Origin of the sequence: Roseomonas sp. TAS13 (genome assembly GCF_001950415.1) — a bacterium.
In the GTDB taxonomy this organism is placed as follows: Bacteria; Pseudomonadota; Alphaproteobacteria; order Acetobacterales; family Acetobacteraceae; genus Roseomonas; species Roseomonas mucosa.
On record NZ_BDLP01000006.1, the window covers coordinates 1 to 18,476 of the forward strand.

Here is an 18,476-nt window from a genome sequence, read left to right on the forward strand (position 1 = left end):
GCGCTCTACGATCCGGCACCGCCTCGGCTGCCCGGCACCAATGGTCGACCCCGGACCAAAGGGGCGCGGCGGCCCACCCTGGCGGAGGTGCTGGTCAGCACCGATACGCGCTGGCAGCGCGTGGTGGTCCCCGGCTGGTACGGTGAGGGCGCACGTCATGTCGAGATCTGCTCGGCCACTGCCGTATGGCGTCATGGCGGGATGCCTATCGTGCCGATCCGCTGGGTGCTGGTCCGCGATCCCCATCGTCGGTTCGAGCCGCAGGCCCTGCTGTGCACCGAGCCTGATCGAACGCCGGAGCAGATCCTGTGCTGGTTCATCCACCGCTGGCAACTGGAGGTGACTTTTCAGGAGACCAGGGTGCATCTCGGGGTGGAGACCCAGCGGCAATGGTCGGACCTCGCCATCGCCCGCACCACGCCATGCCTGCTCGGGCTGTTCTCGCTCGTCACCCTCCTGGCCGTCCAGCTCAGAGCCTCAGACCGAAAGGCAGCAGCGAGCAGCGCCTGGTACCGCAAGGAACGCCCGACCTTCAGTGACACCCTCGCCGCCGTGCGGCGGCACATCTGGTGCGAGCAAGGTTTCCTCACATCCCGGCACAGCGGCCACGGCGCAAAACCTCCACGAGCGCTCCAGCACGCCTGGGCTTACGCCATCTGCCACGCCGCGTGATGGCCAAAGTCGAGCTTAGGTATATTTTTAATACTTGACGTCAATTAGGTACTTGAAGTCAATCAGGTATATTGAAAGGAACTGCCATGCCGAACTGTGAGGTCGCACGCTTCTCATCAGGGTGCGCCAGCCGCATCCTGTTCGATCAGATCGCTGACAAATGGTCGATGATGGTTCTTACGGTGCTGTCGAAAGGGCCAACTCGCTTCAATGCGTTAAAGCGAGAACTGGAAGGCGTCACGCAGAAGGCGCTCACCCAATGCCTGAGGCGCTTGGAGCGAAACGGTTTGCTCACGCGCCGTGTCATCCCGGCGTCGGCCGTTGCCGTCGTGTATGAGATCACCCCGCTTGGTCGAACCCTGCTGGAACCGTTCGAGATCCTGTATGCTTGGACGCTACGCCATCTGGACACTGTGGAGAGCGCCCGCGCAGACTTCGATAATCGCGTTCTCGCAACGTGATTGGGCCCCGTGTGATGTGGAGCATATCCTGGGGGGAAGCGGCGTTGGTTCTCAATCGCCATCCCAACCGAAACGGGCTGGCGTTTGCAATTGCGAGGCCGGAGCAGCCGTCGGCCAACAGTCACGCGAGTTTTGCGGCCATCTCCTGACCGATACCTGCGAAAAGCTTCTGAAAGTGCTGCTCGGTAGGCGTGCCTCCGCGGGTATAAGCGACGATGACGATGGGAACGTCTGGTTTCGGCCACACGACGCCGATATCGCCGGCACCGTCCTTGCCGTTGTTTCCCGTTTTGTCCGCTATGCGCCAGCTACTAGGAATCCCTGCTCGCAACCGATGTGCGCCGGTCTTGCACCCGATCATCCAGGTTCGAAGATCGGTACGGGACGCCGGTGACAACGCCGACCCGAGAACCATGCGGCGCAAGGTGGCAGCCATCGCAGCCGGCGTCGTCGTATTCCGTACATCGCCAGGAGGTGTCCTATTGAGGATCGGCTCGGGATCATCGAGGCGGCTGACCCGATCACCGAGACTGCGCCAGTAAGCGGTCATCGCTGCCGGCCCACCGAGGCGCGTCAGCAGAAAGTTCGCGCAGACGTTGTCGCTCTCCTCGACGGCGGCCTTGCACATCTCGCGGATCGACAGCATTCCTCTGCCGAGGTTCTCTGTTGCCACTGGCGCATACCAGCCTTCGACATCGTTCGCACCAAAGCGGATGGGATCATCAAGGCGTATCGTGCCGCGGTCCACTTGCGAAAGGATGCAGGCGGCGATCGATGCCTTCACCGTGCTGCACATCACGAAGCGCTCGTCGGATCGCGACGTCAATTTCCAGCCGGTGCGCAGGTTCTCGGCATGAAGTCCAACGTGTCCGCCCGTGCTTGTCTCATATTCGATGATCACATCCATCGAGCGAGACCGCGCGAACGCCGGAGAGGTGAGACATGCCGCCCCACCGATGAGAAAGTGTCGCCTTTCCATGCTGATCCTTGTCATCTAACGTCACCCGCGTCTGCACTCCGGACATCTTGTCGCCTGACCTTTGTCACTCGGCGCCTAGGCATAGGCCTTCACCATATAGGCCCCGGCCCAAAACCTTCATCCCCACAACGCCGCTGATCATAAGCGGTCAGCTGGGGTGGAAACCCCTGGGAGACGTCGTCCATTCGTATTCCTCCGGCAAGGGCCGCCTTCCGGTGTGGGGCTGAACCTGCCTTCTGATCTTACCGACGCTCGTAAGGGTGTTGCTAAGGACGGAGCGGGTTAGCGGGATAGAAATCATCAGCGGCGTCGAGCGGCGGCGCCAATGGCGTGTCGAGGACAAGCTGCGGATCGTCGCGGAGGCGGAGCGCCAAGGGGCGTGCTTCGCAGAGATTGCGCGACGGCACGAAGTGAGCCGCAGCGTGCTGTGGTCTTGGCGCAAGCAGGTCCGGTCAGGTGACCTGGCGGCGGAGCAGACGCCGGTCTTCATGCCCATGCAGATCGTGTCGGAGCGGGCAGCGATGGCAGTGTCGTTGTCAGCGGCGTTGCCCGCAGGTCCGGCCGCACCGCCGGCTTCCGCCGATCCAGATGTCGAGCGTGGTGACCGGATCGAGATCGTGCTGCCGGATGGCACCGCGCTGCGGGTGCCCGAGACGGTCGGCACCGCGGCTCTGCGTCGCGTGCCGTCGGTGCTGCGCGGATGATCCCGGTCCCTTCTGGGGTCCGGGTCTGGCTGGCAATGGGCCACACAGACATGCGGCGCGGCATGAACGGCTTGGCGCTGCAGGTGCAGCAGACGCCTCGGCCGCGATCCCCATGCCGGCGATCTCTACGTGTTCAGGGGCCGCCGCGGCGACCTGGTCAAGATCGTCTGGCACGATGGGCTCGGCATGTCGCTTTACGCCAAACGCCTTGGACGCGGCCGCTTCATCTGGCCCTCGCCGGCGGATTGACGCGTGGCGATCTCCGGCGCTCAGTTGGCCTACATGGTCGACGGCATCGAGTGGCGGAACCCGCAACGAACCTGGCGGCCAGAGGTCGCGGGATAGGTAGGCGCAGCGGCGCATTCCATCTTCCTGCCACGCTGGATTGCGATTCGATCTCTGCCGTAATGCCCGCCCCGGACAATAGTGCGAATAACATCGCTGCCCTGCGAGACGCGCATGCGGCTGCGGAGTTGGTGCGGCAGGAGGCCGAGGCACGTGCCATCGGCGCCGAGGCGATGGTGGCGCATCTCAAGCTGCTGATCGCTAAGATCAAGCACGACAGGTTCGGCGCTTCCTCCGAACGCAGCCGCAAGCTGATTGACCAGCTCGAACTGGAACTCGTCGAGCTGGTCGTTGCCGCCAGCAAGGACGCGACCAAGGCTGAGAACGCCGGGGCCAAGGACAAGTCGCCCAGCGGCACGTCACCGTGTCGCCAGCCAGCTCGAGCGCCGCTGCCGGAGCAACTGCCGCGCGAACGCGCGGTGATCCCGGCACCCTCCGCCTGCCCCTGCTGTGGCGGTAAGCTCTTCAGGCTGGGCGAGGACATCACCGAGACCCTGGAGGTCGTGCCCCGCCAGTGGAAGGTCATCCAGACCGTGCGGGAGAAGTTCTCCTGTCGGGACTGCGAGCGCATCACTCAGCTGGCAGCGCCTTTTCATCCGATTGCTCGCGGCCGCGCCGGCCCGCAGCTGGTCGCCACCATCTTGGAGGCCAAATTCGGCCAGCACCTACCGCTGAACCGCCTGAGCGAAACCTACGCCCGCGAGGGCATCGAGCTCAGTGTTTCCACCATGGCCGACTGGGTCGGCGCCTGCACCGCCAGCCTGGCGCCGATGATGGCGCTGATCGACGCTCATGTGCTCGCCGCCGCGCGGCTGCATGGCGACGACACCACAGTGCCGGTGCTGACCAAGGGCAGGACCGTCACCGGCCGACTCTGGACCTGTGTCCGGGACGACCGGCCTTCGCCGGGCCGGCACCGCCGGCAGCGATGTTCCGCTACTCCCGCGACCGCACCGGCGAGCACCCGCAGCGGCACTGGGCTGGCTATCAGGCATCCTGCAGGCTGACGCCTATGCCGGGTTCAACGAGTTCTATGCCCCAAGACGCAAGCCCGGCCCGATCACCGAGGCCGCCTGCTGGGCGCATAGCCGGCGCAAGCTGGTTTCGCACCCTCGCGCAGCGGGTGGAAGTGATCAGCAAAACCGATGTTCCGTATCCGCGGAAACCGCACCGAGTTGCTGCGGACCCTCACCGCCGCCTCCTGCGTAGAGGCGGCGGTGCAAGGACTCGCGGTTTTGGGCCGAAATGGTGCGGGCGGTCGGACTCGAACCGACATGGATTGCTCCGGCGGATTTTGAAGGGAGTCGCGTTTACTGAATGCGCCTCCTCGTAGCGGGCGGCGCAAGTTTCGAGCTTGTCTATCAGCGACTGTTCGCTCCTATCTGCCCTTAGTAGTCGGGAAAAACCCGCCGATGTGTACGCTACGGCCCGAAAATGCCGCACCGCATTTCGGAGGGGCTTCCAGTATCAGCAGCTATCGTTCTCAATCGCCTTGGCAACGATGGAGATTGAGATGGCAAAGATCGAAACTACGCAAATTCGGAGAACAATCCGCCGGCAACAGTTGCGGGAGATGGTGCCGATGGCCGACAGCACTATTTACGAAATGGAACAACGTGGCGAGTTCCCTCGTCGGTTCGCGCTCTCACCACGTTGTATTGTTTGGGACCTCGCCGAGGTCGAGGCTTGGCTGATGGCACGGCGGACTGCTCCGATCCGTCGTGCACAGCACCCCGACGTCACCAAGCGCAAAACCCGACCGGTCAAAGGGCGGGATCAAGCTCCATCACGGGCATAGTTGTCGGCAAAAGCGTGGGGGCGTGTTTCCGACCGTCGATCCAGGCGTCTACTGTATCCGCCCACTGCTGCATCATATGCCGGCGCTGCACCTCATACTCGGCCTTGTTATAAACGCCGCGCGATGAACGCCCGTCCTCGTGCGCCAGGCACTTTTCGATCCAGTCGCTGTTAAAGCCCAACTCGTTCAGCAGCGTCGAGCCCGTTCGCCGCAGATCATGGACTGTGAAAGGCTCCAGCGGCAGCCCCTCCTTCTTGGCTTGTTCGACGACGGCATAGGTAACCCGATTGAAGGTCGCGCGCGACATCGGCGCGTCCGCGTCATACCGGGACGGCAACAGATATCGGGAGTTGCCGGAGCAGGTCTTGAGCGCAATCATGATGTCGAGGGTCTGTCGGCACAGGTAGACATTGTGCGGCTTCGACCGCTTCATGCGCTCCTTCGGGATGGTCCAGACGGCGTTGTCGAAATCGATCTCGTCCCAAACTGCATCCTGCAACTCGCTCTTCCGGACCATGGTGAGGAGGTAGAGCTTCATACCGAGGCGGATCGTTGGCAACGTCGCAACATGCTCGAGCTGCTTGAACATGATGCGGATCTCTGCAGGCGAAAGCGCGCGGTCCTTCGGCGTAAAGGTGGCGATCGAGGCCGGACCAACGTCATCGGCCGGGTTGGCGACCTTCTCGCCGTGCAGAATGGCATAGCCGTAAATCTGCTTCAGGATATCCCGTACATGGATGGCGGTCGCAGGCGCACCCCGTTCGACGATCTTGCCGCAGTGAGTGCGCAGGTCGTCGGGTGTGATCTCCGTCAGGAGACGATTTCGCCAGACGGGCATGAGTTCGCGTTCGAAGATGGAGCGACGCATCGCGCGTGTGCTGTCGGCCATCGTCGCGTTGGTCAGCCACTTCTCGCCGAACTGGCCGAAGCTCTTTGCTTCCTTGATCCTACGCTTCTCCCGCTGCTTCTCGATGGCGGGAGACCGCCCCTCGGCGATCGCGCGCCGCGCATCAATGGATAGCTCGCGAGCCCTGGCGAGCGATATTCCGTCACGGGCATATCTGCCGAGATACACGGTCTCCCGCCTGCCGTTCAGCCGATAGTCGAGCCTGAAAGAGATGGCGCCCGACGGCGCGACGCGCACATACATGCCGTCACGATCGGAAACCTTGTACATTTTGGCTTTTGGTTTCAAAGACTTGAGTGCTGCATCGGTCAACATTTCGGGCCTCCTCGCGGAAAAGTACCGTCACGCGGTTTTTGCAGGCCGATGGCGTCGAAAATGCTTTTATCTCACTGCATTAGTTCGCAAAAAGTACCGTCATTGGCCTCGTTTGACCTGACGGTACTTTCGTTTTTCCGGTTGATCAATGGGGGCGAGGCCCGACAGCGAGGCCGCCGAACACCGTCTATGCCCACCGATAGATGTCGATTGGCATAGGAGGGATTTATTTTCGTTTTCAGTGTTTTAGGTCGTACCGCAGCGTAAAATCGGCGGCGTTCGGATGGGCCTGAATCATTCCCACTCGATGGTCCCGGGCGGCTTGCTGGTCACGTCGTAGGCAACGCGGTTGATCCCGCGCACCTCGTTGACGATCCGGTTGGCAACCCGGCTCAGGAAGGCGATCTCGAAGGGATAGACATCCGCCGTCATGCCGTCCGTGCTGGTGACGGCGCGCAGGGCGCAGGCCTGGTCGTAGGTGCGGCCGTCACCCATCACGCCCACGGTGCGGACCGGCAGCAGCACCGCGAAGGCCTGCCAGATCGCGTCGTAGAGGCCGGCATTGCGGATCTCCTCCAGGAAGACCAGGTCCGCCTGCTGCAGGATCTGCACCTTTTCCCGCGTCACCTCGCCGGGGATACGGATGGCGAGCCCCGGCCCCGGGAAGGGGTGGCGGCCAACGATGGCTTCCGGCATGCCCAGTTCGCGGCCCAGGGCGCGGACCTCGTCCTTGAACAGCTCGCGCAGCGGCTCGACGAGCTTCATGCGCATGTTCTCGGGCAGGCCGCCGACATTGTGGTGCGACTTGATGGTGACGGAGGGGCCGCCGGTGGCGGAGACGCTCTCGATCACGTCCGGATAGAGCGTGCCCTGGGCCAGGAAATCGGCGCCGCCGATCTTGGCCTGCTCCTCCTCGAAGACCTCGATGAACAGCCGGCCGATGGTCTTGCGCTTCACCTCCGGGTCGGTGACGCCCTTCAGCGCGCCGAGGAAGAGGTCGGAGGCGTCGCGGTGCACCAGCTTGATGTTGAAGCGGTCTCGGAAGGTGGCGAGCACCTGCTCCGTCTCGCCCGCGCGCATCAGCCCGTGATCGACATAGATGCAGGTGAGCTGGTCGCCGATCGCCTCGTGGATCAGCACCGCCGCCACCGAGGAATCGACGCCGCCGGACAGGCCGCAGATCACCCGGCCGGCGCCGACCTGGGCGCGGATGCGGGCGATCTCCTCGGCGCGGAAGGCGCCCATGGTCCAGTCACCCTTGCAGCCGCAGACGGCATGCGTGAAGTTCCGCAGCAGCGCGGCGCCGTGCGGCGTGTGCACGACCTCCGGGTGGAACTGCACGCCGTAATAGTGGCGGCTGTCATCGGCGATGATGGCGAGCGGTGCGCCCTCGCTCACGCCCACCGGGCGGAAGCCTTCCGGCAGGCGCGTCACGCGGTCGCCATGGCTCATCCAGACCTGCTCGCGGGCGCCCTTCTCCCAGACGCCCTGGGTCAGGGCGCAACCGTCGGTGATCTCGACGAAGGCGCGGCCGAACTCGCGGTGATGGCCGCTCTCCACCAGCCCGCCGAGCTGGGCGCACATGGTCTGCTGCCCGTAGCAGATGCCCAGCACCGGCAGCTTGAGGTCGAAGACGGCCTGCGGCGCGCGGGGGCTCTCGCCCTCGTTCACGCTGGCCGGGCCGCCGGACAGGATGATGCCGCGCGGCTGGAAGTCGCGGATACGGTCGTCGCTGGCGGTGAAGGGCCAGATCTCGCAATACACCCCGCTCTCGCGCAGGCGGCGCGCGATCAGCTGCGTCACCTGGCTGCCGAAATCGAGGATCAGGATGCGGTCATGCCCCCCAGCGGCCTCTTGCGCCGAGGCGGGGGCTGGGGTGACGGGAGTCGTCGCGGTGGGGTCGGCCATGGCGGCGCGAAGCACGGCGGAAGGGGCGGCGTCAACCACTTCCTGCGCAGGGCAGGTCAGCCGCGGGAAGAAACGGCCGTGGCGTCGAGCAGGGTCTCGATCGGGTCCCAGGCGATGGCAGTCTGCTGCACTGCCCGGCCGCCGACCTGGATGACCTCCTGGGCGACTGGGCGCCCGCCGAGATGGCGGTAGAAGAAGCGGGCATGGTTGTCGGACAGCACCCAGAGCATGGCCGAGGCGCAGCCGATCGCCGCCAGGTGCGCGGCGGAGGCCCGCAGCAGCCGGCGGCCGATTCCCTGGTCCCGGTAGTCGCTGAGGACATAGAGGGTGGCGACCTCGCCCTCCCCCCAGCGGCTTCCCATCCCCGCGCGCCGGGCGGGACCGGCCGAGGCGAAGCCCACGACGCGCCGGCCCGGCTCCGGGATCTCGGCGACGAAGAGAGCCTCGCCCTCCCGCCGGGAGATCAGCCCCTGGCCGTAGCCGGCGCCGATCCGCTGCGGCGAGAGGTTGGCGAGGTAGTCGTCCGGCAGCAGCCCGGCATAGGAATCACGCCAGGCCGCGACATGCACGGCGCCGATGGCGAAGGCATCCTGCGGCCGGGCGCGGCGGATGGCGGTCACGATGTCCCGGCCTCCCGCCGCTCCAGCACGGCGCAGAAGAAGCCGTCCGTCTCCTCCCGGTGCGGCGCCAGGGCCAGGAAATCCCCTTCCGTGCCCGAGGCGCCACCCAGGGTGCCACCCAGGCCGACGCCCATAGCGGCACCGGGCCTGACCGGAACCGCCTCCCCTTCCCACCCGGCGAAGCCCTGCGCCCAGGCCTCCGCCAGCGGCACCGCCCGGAACTCCGGATGGTCGCTCAGAAACTCCCGCACCTGCACCTCATCCTCCCCGGGCAGGACCGAGCAGGTAGCGTAGACCAGCTTTCCCCCCGGGCGCACCAGGGAAGCCGCGCGGCGCAATATCTCGCCCTGTTTCACCTGGAGCTCCGCCAGGTCACCCGCGCCGGTACGCAGCCGGGCATCAGGGTTGCGCCGCCAGGTGCCGGTGCCGGTGCAGGGCGCATCCACCAGGACGCGGTCGAACTGCCCCGCCCGGCGCTTGGCCCAGCGGTCGCCAGGCACCAGCAGATGCGTCTCTGCATTGTCCACCCCGGCCCGGCGCAGGCGCTGCGAGGCCCCCGAGAGCCGCGGCACGGATACGTCGCAGGCCACGATCCGCCCGCGATTGTCCATGGCGGCCGCCATGGCCAGGGTCTTGCCCGCCGCCCCGGCGCAGTAGTCGGCGACCCGCATCCCCGGCCGCGCATCGGCCAACAGGGCGATGAGCTGCGAGCCCTCGTCCTGGATCTCCACCAACCCCTCGCGGAAGGCGCGGGTGGCCAGGATCGGCTGACGCTCCGCCAGCCGCAGGCCCCAAGGGGACAGGGTGGTGGGCTGTGCCGTGATGCCCTCTGCGGCCAGCGCGGTGATGGCCGTCTCGCGCGTGCCCTTCAGCAGGTTCACCCGCAGGTCCAGCGGCGCGGCGCCGCTCATGGCCTTCGCCGCCTCCGGCAGTTCCGGGCCGAAACGCTCGCGGAAGCCCGGCAGCGCCCAGCCGGGGATGTTGAGCCGGATCTCCTCGGGCATCTCCGGGCGCAGCAGCGGTGGCCGCAGGGCGGAAAGGACGCGGCGCTCGCCCGGCTCCAGCGGCGCCTCCGCATGGCGTTCGCCACTGAAGGCGGCCAGCACGGCCTGAAGGGATTCCCCGGAGGCCATGAGCATGTAGGTCGCGACCAGCAGGCGCGGCGTCGGCTGGCCGCCGACACGTCCCAGGTGCCAGTCGAGGCGCAGCCGCTCCCGCACCACGCCCCAGGCGATCTCCGCCACGGCGCGGCGGTCGCCGCCCCCGATATAGCGGCGCGCCCGGAAGAACTCGTTGGCCACCGCGTCCGCCGGGCGACGGGGCTGGGCCTCCTGCTGCTCCAGCAGGGTGACGGCGGCGGCGATACGGGCGGCGGGGGTCATCTCAAGAATTCTGCCTGAACGGGCAACGCCCCGGGGAGGCGCCTGGATGGCAGCGCCTCGGCCCGGGGCGGGTTGCATGGAAAGGAATGGCTCCGGCCCGGCCTGCCGCCGGGCCGGAGGAAGGGTCTCAGCCGTCGGCGCGGTAGTTCGGCGCCTCGCGGGTGATCGCCACGTCATGAACATGGCTTTCCCGCAGCCCGGCATTGGTGATGCGGCGGAAGCGGCAGTTGCGCTGCATCTCCGCCATCGTGCCGTTGCCGGTATAGCCCATGGCCGAGCGCAGCCCGCCCACGAGCTGGTGGATCACCGCGCCGACCGGGCCCTTGTAGCCGATGCGGCCCTCGATCCCCTCGGGCACGAACTTCAGGCTGTCCTGTACCTCGGCCTGGAAGTAGCGGTCGGCCGAGCCGCGCGCCATGGCGCCCAGCGAGCCCATGCCGCGATAGGACTTGAAGGAGCGGCCCTGGTAGAGGAAGACCTCGCCCGGCGCCTCGTCCGTGCCGGCGAAGAGGCTGCCCATCATCACGCAATCGGCGCCGGCGGCGATGGCCTTGGCGATGTCGCCCGAGGTGCGGATGCCGCCATCGGCGATGGCCGGCACGTCCTTCTCCCGCGCCGCGGCGGAGCATTCCAGCACCGCCGTCAGCTGCGGCACGCCGACACCGGCCACGATCCGGGTCGTGCAGATGGAGCCCGGGCCGATGCCGATCTTCACCGCATCGGCGCCCGCCTCGATCAGCGCCAGCACCGCCTCCGGCGTCGCCACGTTGCCAGCGATCACCTGCACGCTGTTGGAGAGCTGCTTCACCCGCTCCACCGCCTTCAGCACGCCGGCGGAATGGCCATGGGCGGTGTCCACCACGATCACGTCCACCTCGGCATCCACCAGGGCCTCGGCGCGGCGCAGCCCGTCCTCGCCCGTGCCGGTCGCGGCGGCGGCGCGCAGGCGGCCCATCGCGTCCTTCACGGCGGACGGGTTGGCCTGGGCCTTGTCCATATCCTTGACGGTGATCAGGCCGATGCAGCGGTACTGGTCGTCCACCACCAGCAGCTTCTCGATCCGGTGCTTGTGCAGCAGCGACCGCGCCTGCTCCGGCGTGGCGTCATTCAGCACGGTGACGAGGTTCTCCCGCGTCATCAGCTCATAGACCCGGAGGTTGGGGTCCGTGGCGAAGCGCACGTCGCGGCTGGTGACGATGCCGACAAGGCGCTTGCTTTCCCGCTCCACCACGGGGATGCCGCTGATGTGGTGCTGGTCCTGCAGGGCGCGGACATCGGCCAGGGTCTGGTCGGGATGGATGGTGACGGGGTTCACCACCATGCCGCTCTCGAACTTCTTCACCCGGCGGACCTGGGCGGCCTGCTCCTCGATGGAAAGGTTCTTGTGGATCACGCCGATGCCGCCGGCCTGGGCCATGGCGATGGCCATGGGGGCCTCGGTCACCGTGTCCATCGCCGCGGCGACGAGCGGGATGTTCAGCCGGATTTCCCGCGTCAGCCTGGTGCGGGTGTCGGTCTGGGAGGGCAGGACGGTGGAATAGCCGGGAACCAGCAGCACGTCGTCGAAGGCGAAGGCCTCCTCGAAGGTGATGCGGCTGTCGATTCGGGGGAGCATATCGGGTGCCATGGGCGGGGGCCTCTCGGGGGATGGCGCTGCGCGACCTTGGCGGCCCCTCCTACGCTGCCGGGGCGGTCGATGGCAAGCTTCTCCGCCCGTGCAGGTTGTCCCGCACGATCCTGGCAGGGTCGCGCCCGCCGCAGGGCCGCCGGCCTGGACGCACCGCCACCGCGGTCCCAGAACTCAGTCGTTTGAGCCGCGGAAGCCCTGGGCCACGACATAGGCCTCGGCGCTGTCTTTGCGGCTGGCGGGTGGCTTGGCATGGCGCACCTGGGCGTAATCGCGCTTGAGCGCGGCCAGCAGTTCCTTTTCCGTGCCGCCCTGGAAGACCTTCGCCACGAAGCCGCCTCCCGGCGCCAGGACACGCCGCGCGAAATCCGCCGCCAGCTCCACCAGCCCCATGATCCGCAGATGGTCGGTCGCGTTGTGGCCGGTGGTGTTGGGCGCCATGTCGGACAGCACCAGGTCCGCCTGCCCGTCCAGCGCCGCCAGCACCGCATCCTCGCCCGCCTGCTCGGTGAAGTCGCCCTCCAGCAGCACCGCCCCGTGGATCGGGTCGATCGGCAGCAGGTCCAGCGCGACCACCCGGCCGCGGTCGCCGATCGTCTTCAGTGCGACCTGGGTCCAGCCCCCGGGCGCGGCGCCCAGGTCCACCACGCGCTGGCCCGGTTTCAGCAGCTTGAAGCGCTCGTCCAGCTCCAGCAGCTTGAAGGCGGCCCGCGAGCGCCATCCGGCGGCCTTGGCGGCGCGGACATAGGGGTCGTTGATCTGGCGTTCCAGCCAGCGCTGGGAGGCGGTCGTCCGGCCCTTGGCGGTGCGCAGGCGCGCGGTGAGGCCGCGATCGGCGGGAGGTTTCATGGACCTCTTATAGAGCAGGTCGCCATGGATGGAGCAGGGGCAGCGAGACCCGAAAGCGCGGAGCCGCCCCGCAGACGGCGGGCCAGGAAAATCGGCCGCCGGTTGTTTCCCGGAAGGCCCGGCACGCGGCCTTCAATGCGTCGCGGCGCTCGCCCCGCGTGCCAGGAGCCATTCCCGCCCCCGGCGCCCGGCCGCGGGGCGGCCATGGCGCATCATCCGCAGCAGCATGCCCTCCCGCAGCCCGCGATCGCAGACGGTGAGGCGCGGGGCAGGCCAGGTGCGGCGGATGGCGGCGTAGATGGCGCAGCCTGGCAGGACGAAGTCCATCCGCTCCGGCCCGATGCAGGGATGCGCCGCCATGCCCGCCCGCCCCAGCGACAGCAGCTGGTGCAGCGCCTCGTCCGCCGCATCGATGCTCAGCACCTGCCCATCCACCAGCGGGCGCGAATAGCGCGGCAGGTCCAGGGCGATGCCGGCCAGGGTGGTCACCGTGCCGCTGGTGCCCATCAGGCTGACCCCGCCGGCGCGCATCTCCTGGCGAATGCAATGGACGGCGTTGAAGGGCTCCAGCCGGGAGGCGATCTCCTCCACCAGCGCGGCGAAGCCCTGGCGGCTGTCGCAGAGTGCGCCCGCCTGCTCGGCCACCGTTACCACCCCCACGGGGACGGAGACATAGCCGAGGAGCGAGGGCTGCTCCCCCGGTTCGCGCGGCGTGCGGATCCAGGCGACCTCGGTCGAGCCGCCGCCGATGTCGAAGAGCAGGATCCGCCGGTCCGCCTCCGCCATCAGCGGCGCGCAGGATTCCATGGCGAGGACCGCTTCCTCGCGCGGCGAGATCACCTCGATCGGCAGGCCCAGGGCGGATTCCGCGCGGCGCAGGAAATCCGCGCCATTGGCGGCGCGGCGACAGGCCTCGGTGGCGACGGCACGCGCCGCATAGATCGGGCGGCGGGCCAGCTTGTCCCGGCAGGCGGAGAGCGCCCCCAGGGCACGGTCCACGGCGCTGCTGGTCAGGCTGCCGGTCCGGCCCAGGCCCTCCCCCAGGCGCACGATTCGGCTGAAGCTGTCGAGGACGCGAAAACCCTCCGGACCGCCGGGCGCGGCCAACAGGAGGCGGCAGTTGTTTGTCCCGAGGTCGATCGCCGCATGGACCGGCGCGGCGAAGGCCGAGCCGGGGCGACAGGTCGGGAGGTGGCTCATCGTCGCCATGGGATTGTCATGATCCGGGAGCCCATGCGCCTGGGCAAGAGCTTTCATGCGCTGGGGTGGTTGCAGGCCATGAGGACCGATGCTATCTCGCGCCTCGTCAGTGACCGGGGCATTCGACCCGGCCTCTGGGGAATAGTTTAACGGTAGAACTCCCGACTCTGACTCGGGCAGTCTTGGTTCGAATCCAGGTTCCCCAGCCAATTTCCTCATCATAGCTTTGATCTGGTTCGCACCACCGGTCTCGACCAGCCCCTGGACCATGGCGCACCATCATGCCCGATCCCTGGACTCCACACCCATCAGTTCCGGGGATGTTTTCGCATGAGGTTTTTGTTCCCTATTTGTTCTTTTCTCGCTAACCTTCGCCCATGGCCCACGAATCCTCCCCTCCCCCTACGACGCTCGATCTCCTCGCCGCTCGCGAGGCTGCCCGGCAATACGAGGAGTTGCGGCGAACAGGGCATTCCGAAGACGAATCATGGGCAGTCGCCTCCGCCATCTTCGGCGCGGCGCACCAGAACTGGGCAGCGGACATGGTGCAGCGGGAAATGCGCCGGCTGATCAAGCCCCTGGCGGCGCTGCAGGCTACCCGGCGTGAGGAGCGGGTCGAACGTTGCGGGACGGGCCAGCCGGACCGGAAGCTCCTGCCGCGCCCGCTTCTGCTGCGCCTGGCAAAGCCGGCCCTGCCGGATGAGATGGCGGAAGCGGAATCCGGGGAAGATCCGCTTCGGGCCATGGTGCCGCTGTATTCGCCAGGGTGGCGGGACAGGTTGCGCCCTTTCGGCTGATCCCCGCCGCGCCGCTCGGATGAGGCTTCCTCAGCCCTCGCGCTGCGCGGCGACTTCCAACACGCGCTGGACGCGCTGGGCTTCGGCCATATGCGCCATGGCACGGGCGATGTGCTGTGCCTTGATGGCCCGCATCGGGGAAACCAGCGCCGCGTCGATGGCAGCAGAAGCCTGGCGGAGATCCTCGTCGATGGAGGCCAGCAGGGCGGGGTCCTCGGTCACGCGTGGGGGGAGGATGTCCTGGCGGGCGAGCCGTCCGACCCAGTTCATGTCCATGGCGGGCAAACCTTCTGTTCCATGTTCGGGCATCAGTTCCGCATGAAAAGCGTTCAGGAAGGGTGAACACTGCGAGCGTCGATGCGCCTTGTGAGACGTCTCATAACACGAGATAAATCTTCACAATAGATAAAACTTCCTGTTATCTCCGGAAGATTACACAAACTCCGGTTTTCATAACGATCTGGCCCGCTTCCGGTACTTTCTCCATCGGACGGCTTGGCATGGCCCGGAAGCACAAGCATGTCGTGCGCGATGCACGCGTCCCGCCATTCCATGGCCTATTTGCCTGTTTTTCCGCCATAATCGCGTCAGGGCCATTTTCATACCCCGCTTATTTGGGCTAACTTGCGCCGGCTTCCCGCCCCGTATCCGGCCAGCCGGCGGGAAGCCCGGGCAGCTCTGGCCCGCCGCAGCACAGGCCGATCCGGAGCTCCCCGAATCGATGGAACAGGCTGGCGATCGGACGGATCAGCCGTCCCCGGTGCCCCTTCGCCCCGGCGACAAGGTCCTGGTCACGGGCGCATCCGGCTTTCTCGGCTCCGCCGTGGCGCGCAGCCTTCTGGCCCGCGGGCTGGAGGTGCGCGCCCTCATCCGTCCCACCAGCCCACGCAGCAACCTGTCGGGCCTGGGCTTCGAGGTGGTGCAGGGTGACCTCACCGATGCCGCATCCCTCGCCGCCGCGCTCAAGGGGATGCGCTACCTCTTCCACGTGGCAGCGGATTACCGGCTCTGGGCGCCCGATCCCTCGGTGATGACGCGCGCCAATGTGGAGGGCACGCGCAACCTGATGCGCGCCGCGCTGAAGGAAGGCGTGGAGCGCATCGTCCATACCAGCAGCGTGGCCACGCTCCGGATCGCCGGGGCCACCGGCCCGGTGGACGAGACCTCCCCTGCCGCGCCGCAAGAGGCGATCGGCGTCTACAAGCGATCCAAGACCTGGGCCGAGAGGGTGGTCGAGGAGATGGTGGCGAAGGAGAATCTCCCCGCTGTCATCGTGAACCCCTCCACCCCGATCGGGCCGCGCGACATCCGCCCGACACCCACGGGGCGCATGATCCTGGATGCGGCGCGCGGCAAGATGCCCGCCTTCGTCGATACGGGGCTGAACTTCGCGCATGTGGACGACATCGCCGCCGGGCACCTGCTGGCCTTCGAGCGCGGGCGGATCGGCGAACGCTATATCCTGGGCGGCGAGAACGTGTCGCTGAAGGAACTCCTTTCGGTGATCGCGGGGCTGACCGGGCGCAAGCCGCCCCGGATCAGCCTGCCGCGCGGCCCGCTCTACCCCCTCGCCTACGGCTTCGAGGCGGTGGCGCGGATCACCGGCAAGGAGCCGCTGCTGACCGTGGATGGCCTGCGCATGTCGCGCTACCGGATGTTCTTCTCCTCCGCCAAGGCGGAACGGGAGCTGGGCTACAGCGCCCGCCCGTACCAGCAGGGCGTGGCCGATGCCCTGGCCTGGTTTCGCGAGGCAGGCTACCTGCACTGAATGCTTCTCACCCTGCTTGCACTCGTGCCCGTGGCGATCTGGCTCGTCATGCTGCTGGCACGCGGCGGCTTCTGGCTGGCCCGCGACCGCGACGATCGGGACGAGGCCCCCGACCCCGCCTCCTGGCCGGCCGTCATCGCCGTAGTCCCCGCCCGCAACGAGGCCGATGTCATCGCCCGCTCGGTCGGCAGCCTGCTGGCGCAGCGCTATCCCGGCCCCTTCCGCGTCATCCTGGTGGATGACGGCAGCACCGACGGCACGGCCGAGGCGGCACGCGCTATCCCCGGTGCCGAGGAGCGGCTGGAGGTTCTGCCCGGCACCCCGCTGCCGCAGGGCTGGACCGGCAAGCTCTGGGCCGTGCGCCAGGGCGTGGCCCATGCCTGCGCCGGGACTGGCGAGGCGCCGCCGGAATACCTGCTGCTGACCGATGCCGATATCGGCCATACGCCGACCAACCTGCGCGCCCTGGTGGCGCGGGCGGAGCGCGACCGCTGCGCCCTGGTCTCGCTGATGGCGGAGCTCTCCTGCGCCAATGCGGCGGAACGCTTCCTGATCCCCGCTTTCGTCTTCTTCTTCCAGATGCTCTATCCCTTCCGCTGGGTCTCCGACGACCGCAACCCGATGGCCGCCGCCGCCGGGGGCTGCATGCTGGTCCGCCGCACGGCGCTGGAGGCCGCCGGGGGCATCGACTCCATCCGGCACGAGATCATCGACGATTGCGCCCTGGGCCGCCGGCTCAAGGCGCAGGGGCCGATCCGCCTCAGCCTGACCTACCGCGCCGCCAGCCTGCGCCCCTATCGCAGCGTGGCCGAGATCGGTCGGATGGTGTCCCGCTCCGCCTATGCGCAGCTCGGCTATTCGCCCTGGCTCCTGGCCGGGACGGTGCTGGGGATGGTTGTGACCTACATGCTGCCGGTGCTGCTGGCGCTTTTCGCGGGCGGCTGGGCGCAGTTCCTGAGCTTCCTGGCCTGGGGGCTGATGGCCCTGGCCTTCCATCCGATGCTCCGCTTCTACCGGCTGTCCCCGCCGGGCGCGGTGCTCTGGGGCCTGGCCCTACCTGCCATCGGCCTCGCCTACACGGTCTTCACGCTGCGTTCCGCGCTCGATGTCCGGCGTGGCCGGGGCGGCATGTGGAAGGGCCGCGCCCAGGCGCAGATGGAAACGGCCGGCCAGGGTTCCGGCACCGGCACAAGCACCGGAGGAGCCCGGCCATGACCCAGGCCGCCGATCTCGCTTCCGGCAAGGGTTCGGGGGACGAGAACTTCCCCGTCGCCTCGCATCTCGTCAGCGCCCGGCACCGTCCGGCCATCCTGGCCTTCTACCGCTTCGCCCGGATCGCCGACGACGTGGCCGACCACCCCACCGCCGCCCCGGCGGAGAAGCTGGAGCAGCTCGCCCGCATGGAGCGCGGGCTGCGGGGCGAGGCAGGCGCCAATCCTGAGGGCGAGGCGCTGCACCGGGTGCTGCGCGAGCGCGGGCTGGACGAGCAGCACCCGCTGGATCTGCTGGAAGCCTTTCGCCGCGATGTGACCCGGCTCCGCTACGCGGACTGGGCGGAGCTGATGGACTATTGCCGCTATTCCGCCTCGCCGGTCGGGCGCTTCGTGCTGGACGTGCATGGTGAGAGCCGGGCCCTGTGGCCGCGCAACGACGCCCTGTGCAGCGCCCTGCAGATGATCAACCACCTGCAGGACTGCGCCAAGGACCGCCGGAACCTGGACCGGGTCTACCTGCCGCGGGACCTGCTGGAACGCGCCGGGATCGGGGTGGAGGCGCTGGACGCTCCTGCCGCCAGCCCCGCCCTGCGTGGCGTGATCGCCACGCTGGCGGAGAAAACCGCCGGATTGCTGGACGCCTCACGCGCTTTTTCGACACAGATCCAGGATCTGCGTCTCTCTGTGGAAGTAGGAGTGATCCAGAAACTGGCGGAAAGCCTGACGATTCGGCTGCTCCGGCGCGATCCCCTGGCGGAGCGCGTGCATCACCGGCGTGCCGAGGCCCTGGGCCTCGCCCTGCTGGGAGCGGCCGGAACGCTGGGCACCCGCTGGGGCTGGCCCTCCCGGAGAGGCACACGGCCGGCTATGGCATCACCCGATGGGGCCGGCGGAACGGAGAAGGAGGCGCGACGGCGGGAATGACGAGGT

The 18,476-nt window shown here is 67.6% G+C and carries 18 protein-coding genes, 1 tRNA gene and 1 pseudogene; 11 read left to right on the forward strand and 9 right to left on the reverse strand.

Going from position 1 to position 18,476, the window contains the following annotated elements:
• Positions 1 to 672 (forward strand): hypothetical protein (locus ROTAS13_RS26930; RefSeq protein WP_216348564.1); only part of this gene is annotated, 672 nt, incomplete at its 5' end.
• Positions 673 to 758: 86 nt separating this feature from the next.
• Positions 759 to 1,133 carry a helix-turn-helix domain-containing protein gene (locus tag ROTAS13_RS01150; protein WP_075821319.1) on the forward strand — a complete coding sequence of 125 codons (375 nt, stop codon included), beginning with the start codon at positions 759 to 761 and terminating at the stop codon, positions 1,131 to 1,133.
• A gap of 121 nt (positions 1,134 to 1,254) precedes the next feature.
• Here the strand turns inward: ROTAS13_RS01150 and bla are convergent, their stop codons facing one another.
• Positions 1,255 to 2,040, reverse strand: a complete 786-nt coding sequence (bla, locus tag ROTAS13_RS01155) for a class A beta-lactamase (RefSeq protein WP_253187616.1) — start codon at positions 2,038 to 2,040, stop codon at positions 1,255 to 1,257.
• A gap of 335 nt (positions 2,041 to 2,375) precedes the next feature.
• Here bla and tnpA point away from each other — a divergent pair, with 335 nt between their 5' ends.
• The 4 genes and pseudogenes from tnpA to ROTAS13_RS01180 all read left to right on the forward strand — a co-directional run bounded on the left by tnpA (position 2,376) and on the right by ROTAS13_RS01180 (position 4,959).
• A complete protein-coding gene (gene tnpA, locus ROTAS13_RS01160; RefSeq protein ID WP_075821337.1) occupies positions 2,376 to 2,816 on the forward strand; it encodes an IS66-like element accessory protein TnpA in 441 nt (146 codons plus the stop codon).
• Positions 2,817 to 2,945: 129 nt separating this feature from the next.
• Positions 2,946 to 3,065, forward strand: coding sequence for a transposase (gene tnpB / locus ROTAS13_RS27950; RefSeq protein WP_253187617.1), 120 nt, complete (start codon positions 2,946 to 2,948; stop codon positions 3,063 to 3,065).
• 158 nt (positions 3,066 to 3,223) lie between these two features.
• A pseudogene (gene tnpC, locus ROTAS13_RS01170) lies at positions 3,224 to 4,256 on the forward strand (IS66 family transposase); the annotation flags it as partial.
• Positions 4,257 to 4,674: 418 nt separating this feature from the next.
• Complete coding sequence (locus ROTAS13_RS01180; protein ID WP_075821338.1) at positions 4,675 to 4,959, forward strand: AlpA family transcriptional regulator; 285 nt, start codon at positions 4,675 to 4,677, stop codon at positions 4,957 to 4,959.
• Here ROTAS13_RS01180 and ROTAS13_RS01185 read toward each other — a convergent pair.
• From ROTAS13_RS01185 to ROTAS13_RS01215, 7 genes are all read right to left on the reverse strand, one after another.
• On the reverse strand, positions 4,925 to 6,181 hold the full coding sequence (locus tag ROTAS13_RS01185; protein ID WP_058389538.1) for a tyrosine-type recombinase/integrase: 1,257 nt from the start codon (positions 6,179 to 6,181) through the stop codon (positions 4,925 to 4,927). The genes ROTAS13_RS01180 and ROTAS13_RS01185 overlap by 35 nt on opposite strands.
• 294 nt (positions 6,182 to 6,475) lie before the next feature.
• Positions 6,476 to 8,089 (reverse strand): glutamine-hydrolyzing GMP synthase, encoded by a 1,614-nt coding sequence (guaA, locus tag ROTAS13_RS01190; RefSeq protein ID WP_037250041.1) that lies wholly within the window; start codon positions 8,087 to 8,089, stop codon positions 6,476 to 6,478.
• Positions 8,090 to 8,145: 56 nt separating this feature from the next.
• On the reverse strand, positions 8,146 to 8,709 hold the full coding sequence (locus ROTAS13_RS01195; protein WP_019460622.1) for a GNAT family N-acetyltransferase: 564 nt from the start codon (positions 8,707 to 8,709) through the stop codon (positions 8,146 to 8,148).
• On the reverse strand, positions 8,706 to 10,091 hold the full coding sequence (locus ROTAS13_RS01200; RefSeq protein WP_075821323.1) for an RsmB/NOP family class I SAM-dependent RNA methyltransferase: 1,386 nt from the start codon (positions 10,089 to 10,091) through the stop codon (positions 8,706 to 8,708). The genes ROTAS13_RS01195 and ROTAS13_RS01200 overlap by 4 nt, the downstream gene beginning before the upstream one ends.
• A 127-nt stretch (positions 10,092 to 10,218) precedes the next feature.
• Positions 10,219 to 11,718 (reverse strand): IMP dehydrogenase, encoded by a 1,500-nt coding sequence (gene guaB / locus ROTAS13_RS01205; RefSeq protein WP_026033104.1) that lies wholly within the window; start codon positions 11,716 to 11,718, stop codon positions 10,219 to 10,221.
• A gap of 174 nt (positions 11,719 to 11,892) precedes the next feature.
• Positions 11,893 to 12,567, reverse strand: a complete 675-nt coding sequence (locus ROTAS13_RS01210; protein ID WP_019460619.1) for an RlmE family RNA methyltransferase — start codon at positions 12,565 to 12,567, stop codon at positions 11,893 to 11,895.
• Positions 12,568 to 12,699: 132 nt separating this feature from the next.
• Positions 12,700 to 13,776, reverse strand: coding sequence for a Ppx/GppA phosphatase family protein (locus ROTAS13_RS01215; protein WP_075821324.1), 1,077 nt, complete (start codon positions 13,774 to 13,776; stop codon positions 12,700 to 12,702).
• A 126-nt stretch (positions 13,777 to 13,902) separates the two neighbouring features.
• On the opposite strand from ROTAS13_RS01215, the gene ROTAS13_RS01220 reads away from it, so the two are divergent.
• Positions 13,903 to 13,976: transfer RNA gene (locus ROTAS13_RS01220), tRNA-Gln, on the forward strand.
• A 168-nt stretch (positions 13,977 to 14,144) separates the two neighbouring features.
• A complete protein-coding gene (locus ROTAS13_RS01225) occupies positions 14,145 to 14,564 on the forward strand; it encodes a hypothetical protein (protein ID WP_139323241.1) in 420 nt (139 codons plus the stop codon).
• A gap of 30 nt (positions 14,565 to 14,594) precedes the next feature.
• Here ROTAS13_RS01225 and ROTAS13_RS01230 read toward each other — a convergent pair whose 3' ends face one another.
• Positions 14,595 to 14,849 (reverse strand): hypothetical protein, encoded by a 255-nt coding sequence (locus ROTAS13_RS01230; protein ID WP_139323242.1) that lies wholly within the window; start codon positions 14,847 to 14,849, stop codon positions 14,595 to 14,597.
• Positions 14,850 to 15,324: 475 nt separating this feature from the next.
• Here ROTAS13_RS01230 and hpnA point away from each other — a divergent pair, with 475 nt between their 5' ends.
• Genes hpnA through hpnC form a run of 3 tightly spaced genes read left to right on the forward strand, consistent with a single transcriptional unit; the run spans position 15,325 to position 18,470 of the window.
• On the forward strand, positions 15,325 to 16,332 hold the full coding sequence (hpnA, locus tag ROTAS13_RS01235) for a hopanoid-associated sugar epimerase (RefSeq protein ID WP_019460560.1): 1,008 nt from the start codon (positions 15,325 to 15,327) through the stop codon (positions 16,330 to 16,332).
• A complete protein-coding gene (locus tag ROTAS13_RS01240; RefSeq protein WP_075821327.1) occupies positions 16,333 to 17,547 on the forward strand; it encodes a glycosyltransferase in 1,215 nt (404 codons plus the stop codon).
• Positions 17,544 to 18,470 (forward strand): squalene synthase HpnC, encoded by a 927-nt coding sequence (gene hpnC, locus ROTAS13_RS01245; RefSeq protein ID WP_058389533.1) that lies wholly within the window; start codon positions 17,544 to 17,546, stop codon positions 18,468 to 18,470. Before ROTAS13_RS01240 ends, hpnC begins: the two co-directional genes overlap by 4 nt.
• Positions 18,471 to 18,476: the final 6 nt, after the last annotated feature.